This is a genomic window from Macromonas nakdongensis (genome assembly GCF_002837145.1).
Taxonomy (GTDB): Bacteria; Pseudomonadota; Gammaproteobacteria; order Burkholderiales; family Burkholderiaceae_C; genus Macromonas_B; species Macromonas_B nakdongensis.
In genome coordinates this window covers 1-24,241 of record NZ_NWMV01000046.1, presented here as the reverse complement: position 1 = coordinate 24,241, position 24,241 = coordinate 1, and the positions used below count along the sequence as shown (strand labels likewise).

The 24,241-nt window shown below is 69.3% G+C and carries 21 protein-coding genes and 3 tRNA genes; 6 read left to right on the top strand and 18 right to left on the bottom strand.

Translation table 11 applies throughout. From position 1 onward, the window contains the following. Nucleotides 1-73: 73 nt before the first annotated feature. From CON77_RS07600 to trpE, 9 genes are all read right to left on the bottom strand, one after another. Nucleotides 74-148, bottom strand: a tRNA-Thr gene (locus tag CON77_RS07600). 57 nt (nucleotides 149-205) lie between these two features. Then, nucleotides 206-279, bottom strand: a tRNA-Gly gene (locus CON77_RS07595). A 63-nt stretch (nucleotides 280-342) separates the two neighbouring features. After that, nucleotides 343-428 (bottom strand) — tRNA-Tyr (locus CON77_RS07590). 13 nt (nucleotides 429-441) lie between these two features. Continuing rightward, the gene (locus CON77_RS07585; protein WP_101048570.1) at nucleotides 442-1,236 is read right to left on the bottom strand and encodes a uracil-DNA glycosylase; all 795 of its coding nucleotides are present in this window, start codon (nucleotides 1,234-1,236) and stop codon (nucleotides 442-444) included. A gap of 2 nt (nucleotides 1,237-1,238) precedes the next feature. Beyond that, the gene (gene trpC, locus CON77_RS07580) at nucleotides 1,239-2,036 is read right to left on the bottom strand and encodes an indole-3-glycerol phosphate synthase TrpC (protein WP_101048569.1); all 798 of its coding nucleotides are present in this window, start codon (nucleotides 2,034-2,036) and stop codon (nucleotides 1,239-1,241) included. Beyond that, nucleotides 2,029-2,187: a hypothetical protein gene (locus CON77_RS15350; protein ID WP_198552305.1), complete on the bottom strand. Its 159-nt coding sequence runs from the start codon at nucleotides 2,185-2,187 to the stop codon at nucleotides 2,029-2,031. The genes trpC and CON77_RS15350 overlap by 8 nt, the downstream gene beginning before the upstream one ends. Nucleotides 2,188-2,193: 6 nt before the next feature. After that, the gene (trpD, locus tag CON77_RS07575; protein WP_101048568.1) at nucleotides 2,194-3,237 is read right to left on the bottom strand and encodes an anthranilate phosphoribosyltransferase; all 1,044 of its coding nucleotides are present in this window, start codon (nucleotides 3,235-3,237) and stop codon (nucleotides 2,194-2,196) included. 17 nt (nucleotides 3,238-3,254) lie between these two features. Next, nucleotides 3,255-3,833, bottom strand: coding sequence for an aminodeoxychorismate/anthranilate synthase component II (locus tag CON77_RS07570; RefSeq protein WP_101048567.1), 579 nt, complete (start codon nucleotides 3,831-3,833; stop codon nucleotides 3,255-3,257). Then, nucleotides 3,830-5,329, bottom strand: a complete 1,500-nt coding sequence (gene trpE, locus CON77_RS07565; RefSeq protein ID WP_101048566.1) for an anthranilate synthase component I — start codon at nucleotides 5,327-5,329, stop codon at nucleotides 3,830-3,832. Before trpE ends, CON77_RS07570 begins: the two co-directional genes overlap by 4 nt. Nucleotides 5,330-5,645: 316 nt before the next feature. Between trpE and uvrA the strand changes: the two genes are divergently transcribed. Next, nucleotides 5,646-8,711 carry an excinuclease ABC subunit UvrA gene (uvrA, locus tag CON77_RS07560; RefSeq protein WP_439650538.1) on the top strand — a complete coding sequence of 1,022 codons (3,066 nt, stop codon included), beginning with the start codon at nucleotides 5,646-5,648 and terminating at the stop codon, nucleotides 8,709-8,711. 34 nt (nucleotides 8,712-8,745) lie between these two features. On the opposite strand, the gene CON77_RS07555 is transcribed toward uvrA, so the two are convergent. After that, nucleotides 8,746-9,381, bottom strand: coding sequence for an RcnB family protein (locus CON77_RS07555; protein WP_101048564.1), 636 nt, complete (start codon nucleotides 9,379-9,381; stop codon nucleotides 8,746-8,748). A 144-nt stretch (nucleotides 9,382-9,525) separates the two neighbouring features. Between CON77_RS07555 and gorA the strand changes: the two genes are divergently transcribed. After that, a complete protein-coding gene (gorA, locus tag CON77_RS07550) occupies nucleotides 9,526-10,938 on the top strand; it encodes a glutathione-disulfide reductase (protein ID WP_101048563.1) in 1,413 nt (470 codons plus the stop codon). Nucleotides 10,939-10,953: 15 nt separating this feature from the next. After that, the gene (locus tag CON77_RS07545) at nucleotides 10,954-12,483 is read left to right on the top strand and encodes an AMP nucleosidase (protein ID WP_101048571.1); all 1,530 of its coding nucleotides are present in this window, start codon (nucleotides 10,954-10,956) and stop codon (nucleotides 12,481-12,483) included. A gap of 45 nt (nucleotides 12,484-12,528) precedes the next feature. Here the strand turns inward: CON77_RS07545 and CON77_RS15740 are convergent, their stop codons facing one another. The 3 genes from CON77_RS15740 to asd form a co-directional block, all read right to left on the bottom strand. Beyond that, nucleotides 12,529-14,139 (bottom strand): methyl-accepting chemotaxis protein, encoded by a 1,611-nt coding sequence (locus CON77_RS15740; RefSeq protein ID WP_198552304.1) that lies wholly within the window; start codon nucleotides 14,137-14,139, stop codon nucleotides 12,529-12,531. A gap of 72 nt (nucleotides 14,140-14,211) precedes the next feature. Continuing rightward, nucleotides 14,212-15,438: a formate-dependent phosphoribosylglycinamide formyltransferase gene (gene purT, locus CON77_RS07535; protein WP_101048561.1), complete on the bottom strand. Its 1,227-nt coding sequence runs from the start codon at nucleotides 15,436-15,438 to the stop codon at nucleotides 14,212-14,214. Nucleotides 15,439-15,532: 94 nt separating this feature from the next. Further along, on the bottom strand, nucleotides 15,533-16,390 hold the full coding sequence (gene asd, locus CON77_RS07530; protein ID WP_101048560.1) for an archaetidylserine decarboxylase: 858 nt from the start codon (nucleotides 16,388-16,390) through the stop codon (nucleotides 15,533-15,535). 134 nt (nucleotides 16,391-16,524) lie between these two features. On the opposite strand from asd, the gene CON77_RS07525 reads away from it, so the two are divergent. Together CON77_RS07525 and CON77_RS07520 are read left to right on the top strand one after the other, a co-directional pair. Beyond that, a complete protein-coding gene (locus CON77_RS07525) occupies nucleotides 16,525-17,454 on the top strand; it encodes an ATP-binding cassette domain-containing protein (RefSeq protein WP_101048559.1) in 930 nt (309 codons plus the stop codon). Between the two features lie 71 nt (nucleotides 17,455-17,525). After that, nucleotides 17,526-18,377: an ABC transporter permease gene (locus CON77_RS07520; protein ID WP_101048558.1), complete on the top strand. Its 852-nt coding sequence runs from the start codon at nucleotides 17,526-17,528 to the stop codon at nucleotides 18,375-18,377. 104 nt (nucleotides 18,378-18,481) lie between these two features. Here the strand turns inward: CON77_RS07520 and CON77_RS07515 are convergent, their stop codons facing one another. The 5 genes from CON77_RS07515 to CON77_RS07495 form a co-directional block, all read right to left on the bottom strand. After that, nucleotides 18,482-19,639 (bottom strand): aminotransferase class V-fold PLP-dependent enzyme, encoded by a 1,158-nt coding sequence (locus tag CON77_RS07515; protein ID WP_101048557.1) that lies wholly within the window; start codon nucleotides 19,637-19,639, stop codon nucleotides 18,482-18,484. A 38-nt stretch (nucleotides 19,640-19,677) separates the two neighbouring features. Next, nucleotides 19,678-20,802, bottom strand: a complete 1,125-nt coding sequence (locus CON77_RS07510) for a YbdK family carboxylate-amine ligase (RefSeq protein WP_101048556.1) — start codon at nucleotides 20,800-20,802, stop codon at nucleotides 19,678-19,680. An 18-nt stretch (nucleotides 20,803-20,820) separates the two neighbouring features. Next, nucleotides 20,821-22,029 (bottom strand): cation:proton antiporter, encoded by a 1,209-nt coding sequence (locus CON77_RS07505; protein ID WP_101048555.1) that lies wholly within the window; start codon nucleotides 22,027-22,029, stop codon nucleotides 20,821-20,823. 121 nt (nucleotides 22,030-22,150) lie between these two features. After that, nucleotides 22,151-23,032, bottom strand: coding sequence for a class I SAM-dependent methyltransferase (locus CON77_RS07500; RefSeq protein WP_101048554.1), 882 nt, complete (start codon nucleotides 23,030-23,032; stop codon nucleotides 22,151-22,153). Then, nucleotides 22,980-23,471: a potassium channel family protein gene (locus CON77_RS07495; RefSeq protein ID WP_232788442.1), complete on the bottom strand. Its 492-nt coding sequence runs from the start codon at nucleotides 23,469-23,471 to the stop codon at nucleotides 22,980-22,982. The genes CON77_RS07500 and CON77_RS07495 overlap by 53 nt, the downstream gene beginning before the upstream one ends. Nucleotides 23,472-23,547: 76 nt before the next feature. Between CON77_RS07495 and CON77_RS07490 the strand changes: the two genes are divergently transcribed. Further along, a partial coding sequence (locus CON77_RS07490) for a serine/threonine protein kinase (protein WP_101048552.1) occupies nucleotides 23,548-24,241 on the top strand: 694 nt, incomplete at its 3' end.

Here is a 24,241-nt window from a genome sequence, read left to right as displayed (position 1 = left end):
CTCGAATTTCTCTTTTGCCATGTTTCAGCTCCGAATTTGAAAATTGCCGAAAGTACAAACACACCAATGGATTTGGTGCCCATGGGCAGGATCGAACTGCCGACCTCCCCCTTACCAAGGGGGTGCTCTACCACTGAGCCACATGGGCATAACAGTCTGGCGACTGTTATCGGTAAATGTTGCCAACAACCACCGAAACCCTTGCTGGAGCGGGAGACGGGAATCGAACCCGCGTCATCAGCTTGGAAGGCTGGGGTTCTACCATTGAACTACTCCCGCACTGGGCAACCGGCAACCGGCTTGCGCGGTGCGGAACCACGGTCCGCGCTACAAAAGTTTCGCTGGTGGAGAGGGCTGGATTCGAACCAGCGTAGGCGTAAGCCAACAGATTTACAGTCTGCCCCCTTTAGCCACTCGGGCACCTCTCCGGCGAGCCTCAAATTATGCCACCGTTTTTTGAAAGCCAACAAACCAATCGACAGTTTTTTCTTGTTTTTCTGCCAACCAGCGGTTCGCCGCACCGAAATGGCCGCAGCCGATGAAGGGTTGCGGAGGCCGCAAGGCGGACAAGGGCGAGGGGTGGTTGGCCCGCAACACCAGGTGCCGCCCCGCGTCGATCAGCGCGGCTTTGGCCTGCGCGTGCGCCCCCCACAACAGGAAGACCTTGGGTCGGGCCTCGGCGCTGCAGGCGGCGATCAGGCGGTCGGTCAGGGCCTCCCAACCCCAGCCAGCGTGGCTGGCCGCAGCCCCGGCCTCCACTGTGAGCGTGGTGTTGAGCAGCAGCACGCCTTGTGCGGCCCAGGCCGCCAGGCTGCCGCTGGCGGGCTCCCGCCGCTGCGGCTCGCCGGCCCAGGACGGATCGCGCAGCAACTCCTTGAAGATGTTGCGCAGGGACGGCGGGACCTTGACCCCGGGCGCCACCGAAAAAGCCAGACCCTCGGCCTGCCCGGGGCCGTGATAGGGATCTTGCCCCAAAATGACGACGCGCACCTCCCTCAAGGGGGTGAGCGCCAGCGCCCGCCAAGGGTCGGGCGGGTACACGGCGACCCCTTCGGCCAGGCGCGTGCGCAGGCGCTCGGCCAAGCGATCACCCGCCGGGCTGGCCAGGAAGGCGTCCAGATGCGGCCGCCAATCGGCGGCCACGGACCAGGCTTCGGGTGCCCAGGCCCGCAGTTGGAGCGGCGGGCAGGCCACCTCGTCTGTCCCGAAGAGGGACGGGGTCGCGGGGTCGCGCACGGTCAGGCGGGCAGGCCGAACAGTTCGGCCAAGGCCAGGCCGGGTTCGTCGGCCCGCATGAAGGCCTCGCCCACCAAAAAGGCATGCACGCCGGCGTCGCGCATGCGCTGCACGTCGACCCGGCCCAGGATGCCGCTTTCGGTGACCAACAGGCGGTCGCCGGGCACATCGGCCAGCATGCCCAGCGTGGTGTCCAGCGTGACCTCGAAGGTGCGCAGGTTGCGGTTGTTGATGCCGACCAGCGGGGTCTTGAGCCGCAACGCGCGCTGCAGTTCGGCGCGGTCGTGCACCTCCACCAGCACGGCCATGTTCAGGCCCAGGGCGATGGCCTCCAGATCGGCCATCTGGGCGTCGTCCAGGCAGGCGGCGATCAACAGGATGCAGTCCGCCCCCATGGCGCGCGCCTCGTAGACCTGGTAGGGGTCCACCATGAAGTCCTTGCGCAGCACTGGCAGGTCGCACGACGCGCGGGCCTGCTTGAGGTAGTCGGGGCTGCCCTGGAAGTACTGGCGATCGGTCAGCACCGACAGGCAGGCGGCGCCGTGTTCGGCGTAGCTCTGGGCGATGTCGGCCGGGATGAAATCGGCACGGATAACCCCTTTGGACGGACTGGCCTTCTTCACCTCGGCGATGACGGCGGGCTGGCCAGCGCCGATCTTGGCGCGCAGGGCACCGACGAAGTCACGGGTCAGCAGGCGCGATTCGGCGTCTTCGCGCACGGCGGCCAGTGGGTGCTTTTTGATGGCCGCGGCGATTTCCTCGCGCTTGGTGGCCACGATCTGGTTCAGGATGTCACTCATGGGGAGGCTTTTCGGTGGGCGGCGCCGGCGGGGGTGGCGGCGGCTCGCCTTGTTGCAGGATGCGCAGGAACACGCGGTGCATGACCACGGCAGCGACCACGAACAGGGCCGAAACGCCGAGGGCGATCCAGGTGCCGGGGTCCCGCCACATGGGGAATCAGGCGGCCAGCGCGTGGGCGGCGGACACGAGCTGGTCCAGCTTGGCCTTGGCGGCGCCGGAAACCAGCGCCTCGCGGGCACGCTCGATGCCGGCGGCGATGTTGTCCACCACGTTGGCGGCGTACAGGGCGGCCCCGGCGTTGAGCAGCACGATGTCGCGCGCCGGGCCGGGCTGGTTGTCCAGCACGCCCAGCAGCATGGCACGCGACTGCTCGGGCGTGTCCACCTTCAGGGCACGGCCGCTGACCATGGTGAAGCCGAAATCCTCCGGGTGGATCTCGTATTCGCTCACCACGCCGTTCTTCAGTTCGCCGACCAGGGTGGCAGCCCCCAGGCTGACCTCGTCCAGGCCGTCCTTGCCGTGCACCACCAGGGCGTGCTCGGCGCCCAGGCGTTGCAGCGCACGCACCATGATGCCGACCAGATCGGGGTGGAACACGCCCAGCAGGATGTTGGGCGCACCGGCCGGGTTGGTCAGGGGCCCCAGGATGTTGAACAGGGTCCGCACCCCCAACTCCTTGCGCACCGGGGCCACGTTTTTCATGGCCGGGTGGTGGTTGGGCGCGAACATGAAGCCGATGCCGGTTTGCGCGATGCAGGTGGCGATCTGCGCCGGCGTGAGCGCGAGGCTGATGCCCAGCGCCTCGACCGCGTCGGCGCTGCCCGACTTGCTGGAGACGCTGCGCCCGCCGTGCTTGCTGACCTTGGCGCCCGCCGCGGCCACCACGAACATGGTGCAGGTGGAGATGTTGAAGCTGTGCGCGCCGTCGCCCCCGGTGCCGACGATGTCGACCATGTGGGTCTTGTCGGCCACGTCGACCTTGACGGAAAACTCGCGCATCACCTGGGCCGCGGCGGTGATTTCGCCGATGGTTTCCTTCTTGGTGCGCAGGCCGGCAATCAGCGCGGCGGTCATGATGGGCGACAGCTCGCCCCCCATGATCAGGCGCATCAGGTGCAGCATCTCGTCGTGGAAGATTTCGCGGTGCTCGATGACGCGCTGCAGCGCCTCCTGCGGGGTGATCTGGTGCATGTGGGGCATGGAGGTCTCCGGCGGCGTCAGGCCTGGTCGAGGAAGTTCTGCAGCATGGCGTGGCCGTGCTCGGTCAGGATGGACTCGGGGTGGAACTGCACGCCCTGGATGGCCAGCTCGGTGTGGCGCACGCCCATGATTTCGCCGTCGTCGGTCCAGGCGGTGACTTTGAGCACAGCCGGACAAGTGGCGCGCTCGATGGCCAGCGAGTGGTAGCGGTTGACCGTGAACTGGGCCGGCAGGTGGGCGAACACGCCTTCTTGCGTGGTGGTGATGACGCTGGTTTTGCCGTGCATCAGTTCCTGGGCGCGGACGATCTGGCCCCCGAAGGCGGCACCGATGCTCTGGTGCCCCAGGCACACGCCCAAAATCGGCAGCTTCCCCGCGAAATGCCGGATGGCGGCGACGGAAATGCCCGCCTCGGCCGGCGAGCAGGGGCCGGGTGAAATCACCAACCGGTCGGGCGCGCGCGCGGCGATGCCCTCCAGGGTGATCTCGTCGTTGCGGAACACCTCGACCTCGGCGCCCAGTTCGCCGAAGTACTGCACGATGTTGTAGGTGAACGAATCGTAGTTGTCCACCATCAGGACTTTGGTGCGGCTCATTGCAGGCCCTCCTCGACCAGTTCGCTGGCGCGCAGCACGGCGCGGGCTTTGTGTTCGGTTTCTTTCCACTCCAGCTCGGGCACGCTGTCGGCCACCACGCCGGCGGCGGCTTGCACGTGCAGCAGGCCGTCCTTGATGACGCCGGTGCGGATGGCGATGGCCACGTCCATGTCCCCGGCGTAGCTCAGGTAGCCGCAAGCGCCGCCATAGACGCCGCGCTTGCTCAGCTCCAGCTGGTCGATCAGCTCCATGGCATGCACCTTGGGCGCGCCGCTCAGGGTGCCGGCCGGGAAGGCGGCCTTGAGCACGTCCATGTTGCTCATGCCCGGCTTCAACAGCCCTTCCACGTTGCTGACGATGTGCATCACGTGGCTGTAGCGCTCGGTGGCGAAGGCCTCGGTCACCTTCACGCTGCCGGTCTGGGCGATGCGGCCGATGTCGTTGCGGGCCAGGTCGATCAGCATGACGTGCTCGGCGCGCTCCTTCGGGTCGGCCAGCAGGTCCTGCTCGGCGGCCTGGTCGGCCTCGGGCGTGGCGCCGCGCGGGCGGGTACCGGCCAGTGGGCGGATGGTGACCTTGGTGCCATCCACGGTCTGCTCCTGGCGCACCAGGATCTCGGGCGAGGAGCCCACCACCTGCGCGTCGCCCAGGTGGTAGTAGTACATGTAGGGGCTGGGATTGAGCGTGCGCAGCGCCCGGTAGAGGCTGAGCGGGCTTTGCGTGTAGGGCTTGCTGATGCGCTGGCCCATCACGATCTGCATGAAGTCGCCGGAACGGATCAGTTCTTTGGCGCGCTCCACCGCGGCCAGGAAGTCGGCCTTGGCGTAGGGGCGGATGGCGGCGGCGGGGGCGGACGGGTGCACCTCGGGCACCTGCACCGGCACGCGCAGGCGGGCTTTGAGTTCGGTCAGGCGGGCCTGGGCACGGCCGTAAGCGTCGGGCTCGGCCGGGTCGGCGTAGACCATCAGGTGCAACTTGCCCGACAGGTTGTCGATGACGGCCAGCTCTTCGCAATGCAGCAGGTGGATGTCGGGCATGCCGATGTCGTCCGGCGGGCAGCTGTGCGCCAGCTTGTGCTCGATGTGGCGCACGGTGTCGTAGCCGAAGTAGCCGGCCAGGCCACCGCAGAAACGCGGCATGCCGGGGCGCAGCGCCACCTTGAAGCGGCGCTGGTAGGCCTCGATGAAGTCCAGCGGGTTGCCGGCCACGGTTTCCACCACCTCGCCGTCGCGCACCACCTCGGTCCGCGCGGCGGCGCCAAAACCATGGGCACGCAGCCAGACCCGCGCCGGCAGGCCGATGAAGCTGTAGCGGCCAAAGCGCTCGCCGCCCACCACGGACTCAAGCAGAAAGCTGTTGCGCCCGCCGTCCTGCACGTGGGCCAGCTTGAGGTAGAGCGAGAGCGGGGTTTCGAGGTCCGCAAACGCTTCGGTGGACAGCGGGATGCGGTTGTAGCCCTGGCGGGACAGGTCCTGGAATTCGGTTTCGGTGATCACGGGTGAGCCTCCTGCAGCTCGGCCCCGCAAGGCGCGGGGTGTTTCATCCAACTCATGCCCACCACGGGGCGCGGAGCGCGGCGAAGGGGCCGCGCGGTCGGGACAGGCCCGAAAAATCAGCGTGCCAGGTATGGCTTGCGCCAAGGCCAGGCCTCCCGGCCGCATTGCGGGGCCAGACAGGCTGTGGAGGTGCTGCTCGGGATGAACATGAACCTAGTGTAGCAAACCCCTGGATCGCGGCCGCCACGGTCCAGCAGACACGCCACGGCCCTTCGGTCTATGATGACCGGTTGCCCCGAACTTGCCCGCCGCTGCCTTGACCCCAACGCCCGCCCCCCACCCCGAATCTGCCCACGCCCCCGAAGGCACCTACCTGCGCGACAGCTGGCGCCGCCCGGTGCTGAGCGTGCGTGGCGCGCGCACCCACAACCTCAAGAACATCGACCTCGACCTCCCCAAGCACGCGCTGGTGGTGATCACGGGCCTGAGCGGCTCGGGCAAATCCAGCCTGGCCTTTGACACGCTCTACGCCGAAGGCCAGCGCCGCTACGTGGAAAGCCTGAGCGCCTACGCGCGGCAGTTCCTGCAGTTGATGGACAAGCCGGACGTGGACCTGATCGAAGGCCTGTCGCCAGCGATTTCCATCGAGCAAAAGGCCACCAGCCACAACCCGCGCTCCACCGTGGGCACGGTGACCGAGATCCACGACTACCTGCGCCTGCTGTTCGCCCGCGCCGGCACACCGCACTGCCCCGAGCACGACCTGCCGCTGCAGGCCCAGACCGTGAGCCAGATGGTGGACCACGTGCTGGCCCTGCCCGAGGACACCAAGCTGATGGTGCTGGCCCCGATCGCGCGCGACCGCAAGGGCGAGTTCGCCGACACCCTGGCCGAACTGCAGGCCCAGGGCTACGTGCGATTCCGCCTGAACGGCCAGGTGCTGGAAGCCGCCGACATGCCCGCGCTGAACAAGCAGGAAAAGCACGACCTGGACGTGGTGGTGGACCGGCTGAAGGTGCGCCCGGACGCCCAGCAACGTCTGGCCGAGAGCTTCGAGGCGGCGCTGCGGCTGGCCAACGGCCGCGCCATCGCGCTGGAAATGGACGGCGGCACCGAGCACCTGTTCAGCGCCCGTTTTGCCTGCCCGCTGTGCAGCTACGCGCTGAGCGAGCTGGAACCGCGCCTGTTTTCCTTCAACTCGCCGGTGGGTGCCTGCCCCAGCTGCGACGGCCTGGGCCACACCGAAATTTTCGACCCGGCGCGGGTGGTGGCCTTCCCCTCGCTGAGCCTGGCCGGCGGCGCGATCAAGGGCTGGGACCGGCGCAACGGCTACTACTTTGCCATGGTGGAAAGCCTGGCCGCGCACTACGGCTTCGACGCCGAGGCCCCCTGGGACAGCCTGCCCACCCGGGTGCAACAGGCCCTGCTCTACGGCTCGGGCGACGAGGCCATCGCCTTCGGCTACGTGATGGACTCGGGGGCGTCCGCAGGCCAGCGCATCACCAAGCGCCACCCCTTTGAGGGCATCGTGCGCAACTTCGAACGCCGCTACCGCGAAACCGACAGCGCCACCGTGCGCGAGGAACTGGCGCGCTACCGCGCCACCCACGCCTGCCCCGCTTGTGCCGGCGCGCGCCTGCGCCAGGAGGCCCGCCACGTCTACCTCGGCACGGGCGAACAGCGGCGTGCCATTTATGACATTGGACGCGTCACCCTGGCCCAAGCCTGGGACTATTTCCAGAGTTTGCGGCTCAGCGGCGCCAAGGCCGAGATCGCCGACAAGGTGGTGCGCGAAATCGCCTCGCGGCTGAAGTTTTTGAACGACGTGGGCCTGAACTACCTCAGCCTGGACCGCAGCGCCGACACCCTCAGCGGCGGCGAGGCGCAACGCATCCGCCTGGCCTCGCAGATCGGCTCGGGCCTGACCGGGGTGATGTACGTGCTGGACGAACCCAGCATCGGCCTGCACCAGCGCGACAACGACCGCCTGATCGACACCCTGAAACACCTGCGCGACTTGGGCAACAGCGTGCTGGTGGTGGAGCACGACGAGGACATGATCCGCGCCGCCGACCACGTGATCGACATGGGCCCCGGCGCCGGCGCGCACGGCGGCCGGGTGATGGCGCAGGGCACCTGCGCCGAGGTGATGGCCACGCCGGGGTCGCTGACGGGGGCCTACCTGTCGGGCGACAAGGCGATTGCCGTGCCGGCGCGCCGCACCCCCTGGTTACCGCTGCGGACCGCGTCCCCCGAAGACGCCCCCGCCCCGGCCAAACGCGGCAAGGCCAGCCGCAGTGCCGCACCGACAGAACCACCGGCGCATGCCTGGAGCACCGTCGCCCCAGGCCCCACGGACGCCCCCCCTGCCCCGGCCCTGCAGACCCTGCGCGTGGCCAACGCCCGCGGCCACAGCCTGCAAGGCGTGACGGTGGACTTCCCCGTCGGCCTGTTCACCTGCGTGACGGGGGTCAGCGGCTCGGGCAAATCCACGCTGGTCAACGACACGCTCTACCGCGCAGTGGCGCGCCACCTCTACCGGGCCCACGACGAAGCCGAGCCGCACGACGCCATCGAAGGCCTGGAGCATTTCGACAAGGTCATCAACGTGGACCAAAGCCCGATCGGGCGCACGCCGCGCAGCAACCCGGCCACCTACACCGGCCTGTTCACCGGCATCCGCGAGCTGATGGCCGAGGTGCCCACCGCGCGCGAACGCGGCTACGGCCCGGGGCGCTTTTCCTTCAACGTGGCCGGCGGCCGCTGCGAAGCCTGCCAGGGCGACGGCGTGGTGAAGGTGGAGATGCACTTCCTGCCCGACGTCTACGTGCCCTGCGACATCTGCCACGGCCAGCGCTACAACCGCGAGACATTGGAGGTGCAATACAAGGGCAAGAACATCGCCCAGGTGCTGGACCTGACGGTGGAGCAGGCCCACGCCTTCTTCAGCGCCGTGCCCACGCTGCAACGCAAGCTGCAAACCCTGCTGGACGTGGGACTGAGCTACATCCGCCTGGGGCAGAGCGCGACCACGCTGTCGGGCGGCGAGGCCCAGCGCGTCAAGCTGGCACAGGAGCTGAGCAAGCGCGACACCGGCCGCACGCTCTACATCCTGGACGAACCCACCACCGGCCTGCACTTCGGCGACATCGAACTGCTGCTCAAGGTGCTGCACCAGTTGCGCGACGCGGGCAACACCATCGTGGTGATCGAGCACAACCTCGACGTGATCAAGACCGCCGACTGGATCGTGGACATGGGGCCGGAAGGCGGTTCGGGCGGCGGCACCGTGGTGGTCTGCGGCACACCCGAAACCGTGGCCGCACACCCCGGCAGCCACACCGGGCGTTACCTCCAGCGCCTGCTGCCCGCCGCCGGGTGAGCGGCGTCTGGGGGCCGCGCTCCGAGGCGAAAGGTCAGCGGGTCAGGTCTTCGATGGCATCGACGACCATGCTGGTGCCCACGGCGATCAGCAGGATGTCGCCAGCGACGCGCACGAACTCGTGCCCGGCCGGCGGTGTGCCCAGGCGGCGGCGCAAGTCGGAAGGGATGGGGTAGGTCACCACGTCCCTGGGCAGGCGCTGGCCCAACTGCCATTTCTTGGCCTGGCCCGGGGGCAAGCAACCGTTGTGCTTCTTGGCCAGTCCGGGCGGGCACTTGCCCGAGGCGATCTGGGGCGCGTAGTAGTCGTGCACATAGCGGCGCTGGTTGTCGCCAAAGAAGCCGCCGATGTTGACGGTCACCCCACCTACACCCACCTGCACGCTGTACCCCGAGGGGGCGGCCCGGCGATCGTCATGGCGGTAGCGGTCATCGTCGCGGCTGTGGCGCTCATCGCGGCGGTGGTCCCGGTCGTCACGGCGGTCATCGCGATCGCGACGGTCGTCGCGGCCGCCGTGGTCGCGCTTGTTGGGGTGGTCGTCCTGCCGGCCGTGCTGGCCCTGTTCGATCCACTCGGGCTTTCCCGCCCAGGCCGGCAACGCCGACAAGGCCAGGGCCGTGGCGCAAGCGCCCAGGACCGAACGGACAGACAGGGTGGAAATGGCGGTCATGACTCAACTCCAAAGAAAGTTGAACCCGATGCTACCAGCCCGACCGACGCGACACGGCAACAAGCTGTAAACGGTTGTGTCCCGGTGTGGCCCCTGTCTGCTAGCCGCCCCCAGGACCGCGGCTGCCGGCACAATGGAGACACCATGACCCATTTCCATTTCGACCTGTTTGTGATCGGTGGCGGCAGCGGCGGCGTGCGCGCCGCCCGCATGGCCGCCCAGCGTGGCGCGCGCGTGGCCCTGGCCGAGGCGCTGGGCACCGAAGGCCTGGGCGGCACCTGCGTCAACCTGGGCTGCATTCCCAAAAAGCTCTACAGCTACGCCGCGCATTACGCCGAGGCGTTCGAGGAGTCGCACGGCTACGGCTGGGAAGGCCCGGCCCCCACCCTGAACTGGGGGACCCTCAAGGCCCAGCGGGCGCGGGAAATTGCCCGCCTCAACGGCGTGTACGCCCAGTTGCTGCGCGGTTCTGGCGTGACCGTGCTCAATGGTTTCGCCCAGTTGCAGGACGCCCACAGCGTGCGCCTGGCCACCCTGAACGCCGACGGCTCGCCCGGCCACCAGACCTTCAGCGCCGAGCGCATCTTGGTCACCACCGGCGGCACCCCGCACGTGCCGCACTTCCAGGGTCGCGAGCACGCCATCACCTCGAACGACATCTTCGACCTGCCCGCATTCCCGCGGCGCCTGCTGGTGGTGGGCGGTGGCTACATCGCCTGCGAATTCGCCTCCATTTTCAACGGCTTGGGCGCGCAGGTGACGCAGCTCTACCGCGGCGAACAGGTGCTGCGCGGCTTTGACGACGAGGTGCGCCACTTCCTGGCCGCCGAAATGGGTAAACATGGCGTGGACCTGCGCCTGAACGCCGGGGTGGTGAGCCTGCACCGCGAGGCCGACGGCCTGCACGCCCTGCTGGAAGACGGCAACCGCCTGGTCGTGGACGCCGCCCTGTACGCCACCGGCCGCGTGCCGAACGTGGCCGGCCTCGGGCTGGAGACCGTGGGCGTGGCGCAGGACGCGCAGGGCGCCATCGTGGTGGACAGAGACTACCGCAGCAACGTGCCCAGCGTGTACGCCCTGGGCGATGTGACGGCGCGCGTGCAGCTCACCCCGGTGGCGCTGGGCGAAGCCATGCAGCTGGTGGACCACCTGTTCGGCCCCGCCGCCGGCAAACCGCCGCGCGACATGAGCTACGACCTCATCCCCACCGCCGTGTTCACCCACCCGAACGTGGGCACGGTGGGCCTGACGGAAGCCCAGGCCCGTGCGCAGTTCGGGCAGGTCAGCGTGTTCCGCTCCGAGTTCCGTGCACTCAAGCACACCCTGAGCGGCAGCCCCGAGCGCACGCTGATGAAGCTGCTGGTGGACCGCGCCAGCGACCGCGTGGTGGGCCTGCACATGGTGGGCGCCGAGGCCGGCGAGATCGTCCAGGGCTTTGCCGTGGCCATGAAGGCCGGCGCCACCAAGGCGGTGTTCGACAGCACCCTCGGCATCCACCCCACCGCGGCCGAAGAATTCGTCACCATGCGCGAGCCGGTGACCCCACCCGCCCCCTGACACCGGATGACCACGATGGACAGCCCCCTCTTCGCTCCGCCGCAGCGCCACACCGACCCGGCCGCAGCCCTGGCCCAGGTGCAGGGGCTTTACCAGACCGCCGTGGACCACCTGCGCCAGGCCATGCAGGCCTTTGTGCGCACCCCGGCCGGGGCCGAGCACCCCCCTCGGCCCCGGGTGCGCGCCTGCTACCCCTTTGTCCGCTTGCACACCCAGACCAACGCCCAGCCCCGCCCGCAAGGCCAGACACGGCTGAGCTATGGCTTCGTCGCCGGGCCGGGCCGCTTCGAGACCACCCTGACCCGCCCCGACCTGTACGCCGACTACTACCTGGAGCAATTCCGCCTGCTGCTGGACAACCACGGCGGCGAACTGGAAGTCGGCGTCAGCCACCAGCCCATCCCGGTCCACTTCGCCTACGCCGAACACGACCACGTCGAAGGCGAGCTGACCGCCGCGCACCGCACCTGGCTGCGCGACGTGTTCGACCTGCCCGACCTGGCCGCCATGGACGACGGCATCGCCAACGGCACGCACGACCCCGGTCCCCAGGGGCCCCAGCCGCTGGCCCTGTTCACCGCCCCGCGGGTGGACTATTCGCTGCAACGCCTGCGCCACTACAGCGGCACCGCGCCGGCCTGGTTCCAGAACTTCGTGCTGTTCACCAACTACCAGTTCTACATCGACGAATTCGTCCAGCTGGGACGGGCCGAGATGGCGCGCCCCGACAGCGACTACATCGCCTTTGTGGAACCGGGCAACGTGGTGACGCGCCGCGCCGGTCTGGGCGTGGCCGAGCTGCAAGCCCTGCAGCCGCTGTGGAACGGGGACCCCGGGGCCGAGCCGCCGCGCCTGCCGCAGATGCCCGCCTACCACCTGCTGCGCGCCGACCGCAGCGGCATCACCCTGGTCAACATCGGCGTGGGCCCCAGCAACGCCAAAACCATCACCGACCACATCGCCGTGCTGCGCCCGCACGCCTGGCTGATGCTGGGCCACTGCGCCGGCCTGCGCAACACCCAGCAGCTGGGCGACTACGTGCTGGCCCACGCCTACGTGCGCGAGGACCACGTGCTGGACGAGGAGCTGCCGCTGTGGGTGCCGATCCCCGCGCTGGCCGAAATCCAGCTGGCGCTGGAAGGCGCGGTGGCCGACGTGACCGGCCTGGCCCCGGGCGAGCTGAAACGCGTGATGCGCACCGGCACCGTGGCCAGCACCGACAACCGCAACTGGGAGCTGCTGCCCGACAACACGCCGCAGCGGCGTTTTTCCCAGTCGCGCGCGGTGGCGCTGGACATGGAAAGCGCCACCATCGCCGCCAACGGCTTCCGCTTCCGCGTGCCCTACGGCACCCTGCTGTGCGTGAGCGACAAGCCCCTGCACGGCGAAATCAAGCTGCCCGGGATGGCCAACCACTTCTACCGCGAACGGGTGGACCAGCACCTGCGCATCGGCATCCGCGCGGTGGAGCGCCTGCGCGCCGGCGGCGTGGACCAGCTGCACAGCCGCAAGCTGCGCAGCTTCGCCGAGGTGGCGTTCCAATAAAAAACCGCCCGGAATTCGGGCGGTTTGGGCCAGGGTCGCGCGCCCTCAGCGGGCGGCCAGGCGGCGCACCGCACCCGGTGCCGGCAGGGCCATGTGCCCGCCACCACCGATGTTGAACACCCCCACGGCCTCGACCAGGCGCCGCGCCTGGTCCTGCAGGCTTTCGGCGGCCGCGGCGCTCTGCTCCACCAGCGCGGCGTTCTGCTGGGTCATCTGGTCGAGCTGGCTCACCGCGGTGTTGACCTGGCCGATGCCTTCGGCCTGCTCGTGGCTGGCGGCCATCATCTCGGAGACGATGTCGTTGACCCGGCGGGCGTTGTCCACCACGTCGGAAATGGTGGTGCCAGCCTCGCGCACCAGCAGGGTCCCGCTTTCGACCTTGGCGACCGAGTCGCTGATGAGCTGCTTGATTTCCTTGGCGGCTTCGGCACTGCGCTGCGCCAGCGAGCGCACTTCGCCGGCCACCACGGCAAAGCCACGGCCTTGCTCGCCAGCACGCGCCGCCTCCACGGCCGCGTTCAGCGCCAGGATGTTGGTCTGGAAGGCGATGCCATCGATCACGCCGATGATGTCGTGGATCTTCTGGCTGCTCTGGTTGATCTCGGCCATGGTGTCCACCACCTTGCCGACCACCGCACCCCCGTGCTGCGCCACCTCGGCGGCGTTGCCAGCGAGCTGGTTGGCCTGACGGGCCGAGTCGCTCGACTGGCGCACGGTCGAGGTGAGTTCCTCCATGCTGGCCGCGGTTTGCTCCAGGTTGCTGGCGGTCTGCTCGGTGCGCATGGACAGGTCGCCGGCGCCGGTGGCCACCTCGGCACTGGCGGTGCCGATCTCGTGGGCGGCCTGGCGCACCTGGCCCAAGACCTCGCGCAGACGCGCCGCCATCTGGTTCACGGCCTGGAGCACCTGGTCGGTTTCGCTGTTGCCGCTGACGGGCACGTTCACCGTCAGGTCGCCGGCGGCCATCTGCTGCACGGCCAGCACGGTGCGGCCGGTGCTCTGGATCAGGCCCCGGGCCACGACCACCCCTAGCACCACCATCAACAGCAGCGACACCGCCCCCAGCCCGGCCATGAGCCACTGGGCGTTGCGGTCGGTTTCGATCATGCGGTTCACGTCGCCCTCGGCGGCGGCGTTCTCGTATTCGACCACCGCGTGCAAGGCCAGGGTCAGGCGCGCCAGCAAGGGCTCGCATTCGTTGACGATGCGCTGAATCGCCTCGTCCGTTTTCCCTTGAACGCCCAGTTCGGTGATGGCCAGGGCCACCGGCCCGTACAGGGCCTCGGCGTCGTACACCGCTTTGAGCAGTTCGGTCTCACGCGGCTGCACCTGCTCAGAGGTGAGCGCGCGCAGGCGCTGGATGGCCGCCTGGGTTTTCTCGTGAGCGGCCACGATCTTGACGCGCTGCGCCTCGCGCGCCTCCGCCGAAGGCATCAACACCAGGTTGCGCGCGCCGATGGCGCGGGCGCTGATGCTGTCGATCAACTCGTTGGCCACCTTCTGCCGCGGGGTGCTGACGTTCTGGCCGAACAGCACCAGCTCGCCCGCCCGGTGCAGGGAGAACCACCCCACCCCGCCCATCACCGCGATGAGCAGGAGCGCACTGACGAGCAGCACCGAGATCTGAATGCGGATCGAATATTGACGGAAATTCACAGACACGACCTTTGCTGACATTGCCCTGGAGCAAATGCTAAAGAAGAAACGCCGACCGGGCCTTGACCCACGTCAAACGGTGCGGGGCCGGACGCGGGACGCCGCCAATTTGGCGTTGGCGCGGGCCGTGTCGGTGTCGGCCGCGCGCGCCAGGGCCACGCCCATGCGGCGCTTGACAAAGCTCTCGGGCTTGCCGAACAGGCGCAGGTCGGTGCCGGGCACGGCCAGGGCCTCGTCCACGCCGTCGAACACCAGGCCTTGCGCGTCCACACCGCCGTAGATCACGGCACTGGCGCCGGGGTTGCGCAGCGACGCATCCACCGGCAGGCCCAGGATGGCGCGGGCGTGCAACTCGAACTCGCTCTGGTGCTGGGTACACAGCGTCACCAGGCCGGTGTCGTGCGGGCGCGGGCTCACCTCGCTGAACCAGACCTGCTCGCCCTGGACGAACAGCTCCACGCCGTACAGGCCCAGGCCGGCGGGCTCGCCGTTGAGGCCCTGGCCCAGGTTGTCGGTGATGGTTTTGGCGATCTGGCGCGAACGCTCCAGCGCCGCGGGGTGCATGGGCATGGGCTGCCAGCTCTCCACGTAGTCACCGCCCACCTGCACGTGGCCGATGGGGTCGCAGAAATGGGTTTCGATCTGGCCGTTCGCACCGCGGGCGCGCACAGTGAGCTGGGTGATTTCGTAGTCGAAGTCGATGAAGCCTTCGACGATGACGCGGCCGTGGCTGACGCGGCCGCCGGCCATGGCATAGTCCCAGGCCTTCTGCACGTCGGCCGGGCCATTGATCTTGCTCTGCCCCTTGCCGGAGCTGCTCATCACCGGCTTGACGATGCAGGGGTAGCCGATGCCCGCGTCGATGGCGGCCTGCAGTTCTTCAAGCGAATCACAGAACTGATACGGGCTGGTGGGCAGGCCCAGCGTTTCGGCGGCCAGGCGGCGAATGCCCTCGCGGTCCATGGTCAGGCGCGCGGCGCGGGCGGTGGGCACCACCTGCACGGTGCCGGCGGCTTCCAGTTCCTGCAGCATGGGCGTGGCAATGGCCTCGATTTCGGGCACGACCAGGTGGGGCTGTTCGGCCTCGATCAGGGCCTTGAGTTGCGCCGGATCGCTCATGGTGATGGTGCGCGCGTGGTGCGCCACCTGCTGGCCGGGCGCGTGGTCGTAGCGGTCCACGGCGATGGTTTCCACGCCCAGGCGCTGCAGCGCGATCAGCACCTCCTTGCCCAGCTCGCCGGAGCCGAGCAGCATGACTTTGGTGGCCTGGGGGGTCAACGGGGTGCCGAGGGTGGTCATGCGGGGTCTCCTAAAAACGGTGGACAAAGAAAAACGGTGAAAACAACGGGCTGGCGCCGGGGCATCTGCCGCCCACAGGCGCCCGGGGCATCGCTCAGGCCGGCGGCACCAGCCAGTCGCCCATGGCCTCGCCCATTCGGATGGGGCGGGCCGGCGCCCAGTCGGGGGGGAAGCGCATGGCGCCCTGCGGGAACAGCAGCACCACGGTGGAGCCCAGCAGGAAGCGGCCCATCTCGTCGCCACGTGCCAGCGCAATGTCGCGGTCGTCGTAGCGCCAGTCGCGCGGCACGCCGGGGCGCGGCGGGTTGACCACGCCGTGCCACACCGTGGCCATGCTGCCGACGATGGTGGCCCCCACCAGCACCAGCACGAAGGGGCCGTGCGCGCCCTCGAACACGCACACCACCCGCTCGTTGCGGGCAAACAGGCCCGGCACGCCGCGCGCGGTGGTGGGGTTGACCGAAAACAGGTCGCCCGGCACGTGCACCATGCGCGTCAGTCGGCCGGCGCAGGGCATGTGTATGCGGTGGTAGTCCTTGGGGCTGAGGTAGAGCGTGGCGAAGCTGCCGCTCTCGAAACGCTGGGCCAGTTGCGCATCGCCGCCCACCAGCGCGGTGGTGCTGTAGCGGTGGCCCTTGGCCTGGAAGATCTGGTCGCTCTCGATGGCCCCGAACTGGCTGATGGCGCCGTCCACCGGGCACAGCAGGTCGCTGGCGGCCAGTGGCCGCGCGCCCGGCTTGAGGGCCCGGGTGAAGAAATCGTTGAAGGTGGCGTAACGCGCGATGTCGGGCTCGGCCGCTTCGCTCATGTCCACGCCGTAGCGGGCCACGAAGTTGCGGATGTTGCGCCGGGTGAAGCCGCCCAGCGGCCGGCGCGCCAGCGCACCGGCCAGCGAGGTCAGGGCCTGCTTGGGCAGCAGGTATTGCGGCAGCACCGCCAAACGGTCAGACACGGGGGCATCCCTCGGAAAAAGCTGGGGCCAAAGGCGGGCATTTTACCGGCGGGGCCTGCGCCACACCGCGGGCACCACCGGGCCACCGGCCTCGAGTCGCTGCACGACCGGCCCCGGCCCGGCACAATGCCCCCATGACCCCGCTGTTCCAAGCCCGCCACCTCACCAAACGCTACGGCCAAGCTACCGTGGTCAACGACCTGTCGTTCCACATCGCCCCGGGCGAATGCCTGGGCCTGATCGGCCCCAACGGCGCCGGCAAGACCACCACCATCCGCATGTGCCTGGGCCAAACCGCACCCGACGGCGGCGCCATAGAGGCGCTGGGCCTGCAGATGCCGGCCGACGCGCAGGCAATCAAGGCGCGGCTGGGGGTGGTCAGCCAGATGGACACGCTGGACCCCGACTTCAGCTGCGCCGAAAACCTGCTGGTGTTCGGCCGCTACTTTGGCCTACCCAAGGCGGCGGTGCAGGCGCGCATCCCGGCGCTGCTGGACTTTGCCGCGCTGGCGCACAAGGCCCGGGCCAAGCCGGGCGAGCTGTCGGGCGGCATGAAGCGGCGCCTGTCGCTGGCGCGCGCGCTGGTCAACGACCCGCAACTGCTGTTGCTGGACGAACCCACCACCGGGCTGGACCCGCAGGCGCGCCACCTGATGTGGGAACGCTTGCAGCAACTGCTGCAACAGGGCAAAAGCATCCTGCTGACCACCCACTTCATGGACGAGGCCGAGCGCCTGTGCCACCGGCTGCTGGTGATCGACCACGGCCAAAAAATCGCGGAGGGCCGCCCGCGCGAACTGATCGCCCAGCACCTGGAGCCCGACGTGGTGGAGGTCTATGGCAGTGCCGGCAGCGAGGCGCAGGCCCTGGCCACCTCACCGCTGTCCGCGCTGGCCGCACGGGTGGAGGTGAGCGGCGAAACCGTGTTTTTCTACACCCACGACGCCAAGCCCTTGCTGGCCGCGCTGGCCGACCACCCGACGCTGCGCACCCTGCACCGCCCGGCCAACCTGGAGGACCTGTTCCTCAAGCTCACCGGCCGCCAGATCCGGGAGGAGGGTTGAAGCCCTGGCCACGGCCCACGGACGCCCCAACCCACCGCCCCGACACCCCACCCGCTCGCCCTGCCGCCACCATGCCCCACGCCCCTGAAGCCCTGGCCACCCCCGCCTGCGCCACGCCCAGCCCCTGGCGCCGCCCACACCTCTCACTGCGCTTCTGGCCGGTGTTCCTGCGCAACCTGCTGGTCTGGCGCAAGCTGGCCATCCCCAGCCTGGTCGGCAACATCGCCGAACCGCTGATCTGGCTGGTGGCCTTTGGCTACGGCATGGGCCTGCTGGTGGGCGAGGTGCAGGTGGCCGGCCCCGACGGCGCGGCGCGCGCCGTGCCCTACATCCTGTTCCTGGCCAGCGGCAGCATCTGCATGAGCGCCATGAACGCCGCCACCTTCGAGGCGCTGTACTCGGCGTTTTCGCGCATGCACGTGCAAAAGACCTGGGACGGCATCATGAACGCGCCGGTCACGCTCGACGACGTGCTGCTGGCCGAAATGCTGTGGGCCGCGTTCAAATCGCTGTTCACCGTCACCGCCATCCTGGGCGTGATGCTGGCGCTGGGCATCAGCCACAGCCCCAAGCTGCTGGTGGCCTGGCCGGTGCTGCTGCTGGTGGGCATCACCTTCAGTTGCATCGCGCTGATCTTCAACGCGCTGGCGCAGGGCTACGACTTTTTCACCTACTACTTCACCCTGTTCCTCACGCCCATGATGTTCCTCAGCGGCGTGTTCTTCCCGCGCGAGCAGTTGCCACAACTGGTGCTGTGGCTGTCGAACGCGCTGCCGCTGACGCACGCGGTGTTGCTGGTGCGCCCGCTGTTCCTGGACCAGTGGCCCGCCGACGCAGGGCTGCACCTGGCGGTGCTGGCGGGCTACACCGCGGTGGCGTTCTGGGTGGCGCTGGCGCTCACGCGCCGGCGGTTCGCCCGCTGAACAGCTGACCACAGGCCGCAACCGGCGGCCCTCCTCAAACGCCCACCGTCCAGCCCCCGCCGAGCTCGCCAGCGGCCCTCAACCGCAGGCCTCGGCGAGGCCGATCAGGCCGTGGCGGCCACGGGCTCGGTGATGCCCATCTGGTCCAGCGCGGCGGCCAGGTGCGCCACGCTGCGGTCCACGTGGTGCAGCTTTTCCAGGCCGAACAGGCCGACGCGGAAAGTGCTCCAGCCGGCCGGCTCGTCGCACTGCAGCGGCACGCCGGCGGCGGTCTGCAGGCCCAGCGCCAGGAATTTCTTGCTGTTCTGGATGTCGGGGTCGGACGTGTAGCTCACCACCACGCCCGGGGCCTGGAAGCCGGCCGCCGCCACGCTGCGGATGCCGCGCCGCTCGAACAGCGCGCGCACCTGGGCGCCCAGCTCAATCTGCTCCTGGCGCACCTGCTCGAAGCCGTAGGCGCGGGTTTCCTGCATCACCTCACGCAGGCGCGCCAGCGCGTCGGTCGGCATGGTGGTGTGGTAGGCGTGGCCGCCGGCCTCGTAGGTTTCCATGATCTGCAGCCACTTCTTCAGGTCACAGGCGAAGCTGGTGCTGGTGGTGCCTTCGATGGCCTGGCGCGCCCGCTCGCTCAGCATCACCATGGCGCAGGCGGGCGAACCGCTCCAGCCCTTTTGCGGCGCGCTCACCAGCACGTCCACGCCGGTGGCGCGCATGTCCACCCACATGGCCCCAGAGGCGATGCAGTCCAGCACGAACAGGCCGCCCACGGAGTGCACCGCGTCAGCCACGGCCTTCAGGTAACCGTCCGGCAGGATCATGCCGGCCGCGGTTTCCACGTGCGGGGCGAACACCAGTGCCGGCTTTTCGGCGTGGATGGTGGCGACCACCTCGTCGATCGGGCACGGCACCCAGGGCGACTGCGGGTCGGCCGGATCCACCCGGCGCGCCTTGAGCACGGTTTCGTGCGCGGGGATGCCGCCCATCTGGAAAATCTGCGTCCAGCGGTAGCTGAACCAGCCGTTGCGAATGACGAGCACCCGCTGCCCGGTGGCGAACTGGCGCGCCACCGCTTCCATGCCGAAGGTGCCACTGCCCGGCACCAGCACCGCCGAGTGGGCCTGGTACACGTCTTTGAGGATGGCGGAAATGTCCCGCATCACCCCCTGGAAGCGCTGCGACATGTGGTTGAGCGCGCGGTCGGTGTAGACCACCGAGAATTCGAGCAGGCCGTCGGGATCGATCTGGGGCAGCAGGCCGGGCATGGGGGGTGTCTCCGTGTCGTTGTGGGCAAAAGCGCAGGTTAGCACGGCCGGCGCAGGGCCTGCACCGCCGCCTGCACCACGCCCTGCACGCTGCCGCTGTCGGCAAAGCAGCGGCGCAGGTAGCTGGCGTGGTTGCCGTCGCGGACGCAGGCACGTTCGACCTCGTCCAGCGCCGCGTGCGAGTCCAGCGCGTCGGCGTGCGGCCCCAACTGCCGCAGCGTGGCCAGGATGTCCTCGCGGATGCCGATCTGCTGGCGGGTTTTCGGGTGGACCAGGGTGCCGTCCAGCCCGAAACGGCAGGCCTGGAAGCGGTTGTAGGTGTAGACGAGGTAGTCGTCCTCCTCGGGCGGCGGCTCGTTGCGCTCCAGCAGGTGGCGGCACAGCGCCTGCAGGTAGCCGGCCAGCGCGGCGGCGCGCTCCACCGTCAGCGGCGTGTCGCACACCCGCAGTTCGATGGTGCCGTACTCGGGCTTGGGCCGGATGTCCCAGTAAAAGTCCTTCATGGACTGGACCACGCCGGTGCGCTCCATCTTGGTGAAATAGCCGCCGGCGAACTCGTCCCAGCTCAGCACGAAGGGCGCGCGTCCGCTCAACGGGAAGGCGAACACCGAGTTCAGCCGGGCCGAGTCGAACAGCGTGTCCACCCCCTGCGAAAACGGCGACGAGGCCGACAGCGCGATGAAGTGCGGCACGTAGCGGTTGAGCGCGTGCAAGAGGAACAAGGCCTCGTCGGGCGAACTGCAACCCACGTGCACGTGCTGGCCGAACACGGTGAACTGCTGGGCCAGGTAGCCGTACAGGCCCGACAGCTGCTGGAAACGCGGCTTGGCAAAAATGCGCTGCTCGAACCAGCGCTGGAAGGGGTGGGTGCCGCCCCCGGCCAGCTCGAGGTTGAGCCGGTCGCCGGCGTGCGCCAGGGTGTCGCGGATTTCGCGCAACTGCGCCAGCAAGGGGCCGTGTGCCGTGTGCACGCCGGTGGCGACTTCGATCATGCCTTGCGTCATCTCCGGCGTCACCACGCCGGGAAAGGGGCGGCGGCGCAGCAGTTCCAGCAGGTCGTCGGCGCTGCTCGACAGGTCGTGGTCGTAGGTGTTGACGAGTTGCAGCTCCAGCTCCACCCCCAGGGTGAGGGCGTCGGAGGCCTTGAAGGTGTCCAGTGGCATGGGCGTCTCCTGCGCGGCTCAGGCCTGGGGCGCGCGGCCAGGCGAGGTCATCGGACGGGTTTCGCGGGCGGCCATCAGGCTGCGCTGCGTCACCCAGGGGCCCAGCAACTCCTGGAGCAACATCATGGCCGCCAGCGCCGACAACACCGCTGTGGCGGGCCCGAAGCCCAAGCGCTGGCTCTGCTCCAGCAACAAAATGGCAAAGGCCGACATCGGCGTCAGCGCCAGCCCGGTGAGCGCCCCCTTGCGCCAGGTGATGCCACTGACCCGCGCCACCGCCACGTTGCACAACACCTTGGACGCCACCCGCACCGCCAGCAGCACCACGGCCAACCCCAGGGTGGCGGGCACGGCGGCCCAATCGATCAGGCTGGCCACGTAGACGAAGAGAAACAGGCCCAGCACGTCGCCGGCCGAACCGAAGCCGCGCTGTGCCGGCGTCAGGTGCACCCGGCGCTCGCGCGCCACCACCCCGAAACTCAGGGCCGCCAGCAAGGGCGACAGCATCAACGCCTGCGACACGGTGACCAGCAACAGCACCGCCAGGGCGAACACCGCGGTGACGCTGGCCTCGGGCACGGGGCGGGCACGCCACAGCCACGGCACCACCACCCCCAGGGCGGCCCCCAAAGCCACCGACATCAGCAGCGCGTAGACGCTCCCCAGGGCCGCGGCCGCCAGGTCGCCCGACGTGCTCAGGTGCCAGTGCCCCACCACCAGCTTGAGCACCAGCACCGCCAGCAGGCAGTTGATGGCGCACAGGTGCATGACGCGCTCGGTCACCTGACCGGCGCCGCGCAGTTCGTTGGCCACCCGCACGATGCCCGCTGGCGAAGCCGACATGGCCAGGGCCGCGGTGATCAGCCGCACCTCGGTGGACAGCCCGAACCCGCCGCTGGCCCAGTACACCGCCCCAAAGGTCAGGGCCGACTCCACCAGCCCCAGCGCCAGCACCCAGGGGTTGTGCCAAAACCAGCGCAGGTGGATGCGGTAGCCCAGCTCGAACAGCACCAGCGCCAGCGCGGTGTTGGCCAGGAAAAACAGGCCGGGCATGCCGTGGTGCAAAGCCGGCTGGGCCAGGTAGCCGGCCAGCAGCCCGACCGCCACGTAGCTGGAGACGCGGGGCACCCGCCAGCGGGCGTGCAGCCCTTCGCCCACGGCCCAGGCCAGCAGCAACAGCACGGGCCAGATCACGGCCGGAAAAGCAGGGGGAAATTCAGGGAACACGGGCGGAACTCCTCGGTGCGGCGGTCCGCCAGAAGCCCCGCTTCCACCAAGAAGCGCAGCGGCCAGGGACCACCGGGTCAGCAGGGGGTGTGGGGCGCCCAGCCCACACACGTCGAAGCGGTCAGACCCCGAAACGGGCCTGGAGTTCCGCCAACCCCAGCTCGTCCAGCACCTGCTGCAGCCGCGCCCGGGCGCTGGCCTTGCCCGGACCCACCTTGCGCGCCAGGATCAGCTCGTTCTTCATGGAGTGCTCCCAGCCCACCAGTTCGGTCACCGTCACCTGGTAGCCGTGCGCTTCCAGCTGCAGGCAGCGCAGCACGTTGGTGATCTGGCTGCCGAACTCGCGCGTGTGCAGCGGGTGGCGCCAGATCTCGCTCAGCGGCGTGCGCGACAGGCTGAGCGCCTTGTGCTTGCGCAACACCCCGGCCACCTCGGCTTGGCAGCAGGGCACCAGCACCAGGGCACGGGCCTGGCGCGCCAGGCCGAAGGCGATGGCGTCGTCGGTGGCGGTGTCGCAGGCATGCAGCGCGGTCACCACGTCCACGGTGGCCGGAATGTCGGCCGAGGTCATCGCGTCCTGCACCGTGGCGGCCACGAAGCGCATGCGCGCAAAGCCCAGGCGCTCGGCCAGTTCGCGCGAACGCGCCACCAGCTCGGCGCGCGTTTCCACCCCGATCACCTGGCCCACCGCTCGCGGCTGGAAAAACAGGTCGTACAGCATGAAGCCGAGGTAGGACTTGCCGGCGCCGTGGTCCACCAGCGTCACGTCGCCACGCGCGTCCAGCGCCTCCTGCAGCAGCGGCTCGATGAACTGCAGCAGGTGGTTGACCTGCTTGAGCTTGCGCCGCGTGTCCTGGTTGAGCTTGCCCTCGCGGGTCAGGATGTGCAGCTCCTGCAGCAGCGCCACCGACTGCCCCGGGCGCAAGTCGGGCAGGACCGGAGGCGGGGCCTCAGTCTGGGGCGGACGGGACGGAGAGCGGGCTGGGCGCGGGGGTTTGGGCATGTGCCGATGATAGGCCAGCCCCGGCCGCCGCGGCCCCAGCCCCGCCGACCTCGCGCAGGGCGCGCACCTCGCGCCGCAGGGCGTGCAGTTCGCGCATCAATTCGGCGGTGGAAGCCCGGTCCTCTTGCTCCACCTCTTCGTCCACAAAGATGGCCGCCAACGACGCCGTCACCAGCGACAGCACCGCCAGCCCCAACAGCACCACCACCACCGCGAACAGGCGGGACCACACGGTGCTCGGCACCAGATCGCCATAGCCCACGGTGGCCGCGGTGGTGAAGGACAGCCACAGCCCCTCGGTGAAACTGTGCACTTCGGGCTCCAACCACCAGAAGCCCAGGCCGCCCATCACGAGGATCAGCAGCACCAGGCCCAGCGAATACAGCAGCCCCTTGCGCACCAGCCGGCGGCGGCGGGACCGGGCAAATGTCTTTTCCATGGGGCTGCATTCTGCGCCCAAGCACGGCGGCGCCCTGCCCACGTATGATCCAGCCACCCTTGGCCCCACGCACCCCATGACCGCAGCCCACCCCTACGACGCCCTCACCCCCAACACGGTGCTGGACGCCCTGGCGCACCTGGGCCTGTGGGGCGACGGCCGCCTGATGGCGCTGAGCTCCTACGAAAACCGCGTCTACCTGGCCCACCTGGACGACGGCGACGCCGTGGTGCTGAAGTTCTACCGCCCTGGCCGCTGGAGCGACGCGCAGATCGAAGAAGAACACCGCTTCGCCCAAGACCTGGTGGTGGCCGAGGTGCCGGTGGTGGCCCCGCGGGTGCTGCACGACCGCACCCTGCACCACCACGCTGGCTTTGCCTTCAGCGTCAGCCCGCGCCGGGGCGGGCGCCGCCCCGAACTCGACGACCCCGAGGTGCTGGAGTGGATCGGCCGCTTCCTGGCGCGCCTGCACAACACCGGGGCGCAGGCGCCGTTCGTGCAGCGCCCGGCCCTGGACGCCACCACCTTCGGCCACGACGCGCTGGACTGGCTGCAGGCCCACGACGCGGTGCCGCCCGCGGCCCGCAGCGGCTGGCTCGCCACCGCCCGGGCGGCACTGGACGCCGCCGCCCAGGCACTGGCCGCCACCCGCACCTCGCCCGAGACCGCTGGCGTGGTGGCCGAGCACACCCTCACGCTCGACGGCCAGGCCGGCACCGACAGCTACTTCATCCACACCACCGGTTCCAACGGCGTGGATAACCGCAACT

What these genes read in the sequence shown, in the direction of transcription:
- trpC (WP_101048569.1), bottom strand. Translation starts at nt 2,036, where the DNA reads ATGAGTGACATCCTGAACCAGATCGTGGCCACCAAGCGCGAGGAAATC.
- CON77_RS07545 (WP_101048571.1), top strand. Translation starts at nt 10,954, where the DNA reads ATGGACAGCCCCCTCTTCGCTCCGCCGCAGCGCCACACCGACCCGGCC.
- CON77_RS07495 (WP_232788442.1), bottom strand. Translation starts at nt 23,471, where the DNA reads ATGGAAAAGACATTTGCCCGGTCCCGCCGCCGCCGGCTGGTGCGCAAG.
- CON77_RS07570 (WP_101048567.1), bottom strand. Translation starts at nt 3,833, where the DNA reads ATGAGCCGCACCAAAGTCCTGATGGTGGACAACTACGATTCGTTCACC.
- trpD (WP_101048568.1), bottom strand. Translation starts at nt 3,237, where the DNA reads ATGCCCCACATGCACCAGATCACCCCGCAGGAGGCGCTGCAGCGCGTC.
- CON77_RS07525 (WP_101048559.1), top strand. Translation starts at nt 16,525, where the DNA reads ATGACCCCGCTGTTCCAAGCCCGCCACCTCACCAAACGCTACGGCCAA.
- CON77_RS07500 (WP_101048554.1), bottom strand. Translation starts at nt 23,032, where the DNA reads ATGCCCAAACCCCCGCGCCCAGCCCGCTCTCCGTCCCGTCCGCCCCAG.
- CON77_RS07510 (WP_101048556.1), bottom strand. Translation starts at nt 20,802, where the DNA reads ATGCCACTGGACACCTTCAAGGCCTCCGACGCCCTCACCCTGGGGGTG.
- purT (WP_101048561.1), bottom strand. Translation starts at nt 15,438, where the DNA reads ATGACCACCCTCGGCACCCCGTTGACCCCCCAGGCCACCAAAGTCATG.
- CON77_RS07520 (WP_101048558.1), top strand. Translation starts at nt 17,526, where the DNA reads ATGCCCCACGCCCCTGAAGCCCTGGCCACCCCCGCCTGCGCCACGCCC.
- gorA (WP_101048563.1), top strand. Translation starts at nt 9,526, where the DNA reads ATGACCCATTTCCATTTCGACCTGTTTGTGATCGGTGGCGGCAGCGGC.
- CON77_RS07515 (WP_101048557.1), bottom strand. Translation starts at nt 19,639, where the DNA reads ATGCCCGGCCTGCTGCCCCAGATCGATCCCGACGGCCTGCTCGAATTC.
- CON77_RS07555 (WP_101048564.1), bottom strand. Translation starts at nt 9,381, where the DNA reads ATGACCGCCATTTCCACCCTGTCTGTCCGTTCGGTCCTGGGCGCTTGC.
- CON77_RS15350 (WP_198552305.1), bottom strand. Translation starts at nt 2,187, where the DNA reads ATGTGGCGGGACCCCGGCACCTGGATCGCCCTCGGCGTTTCGGCCCTG.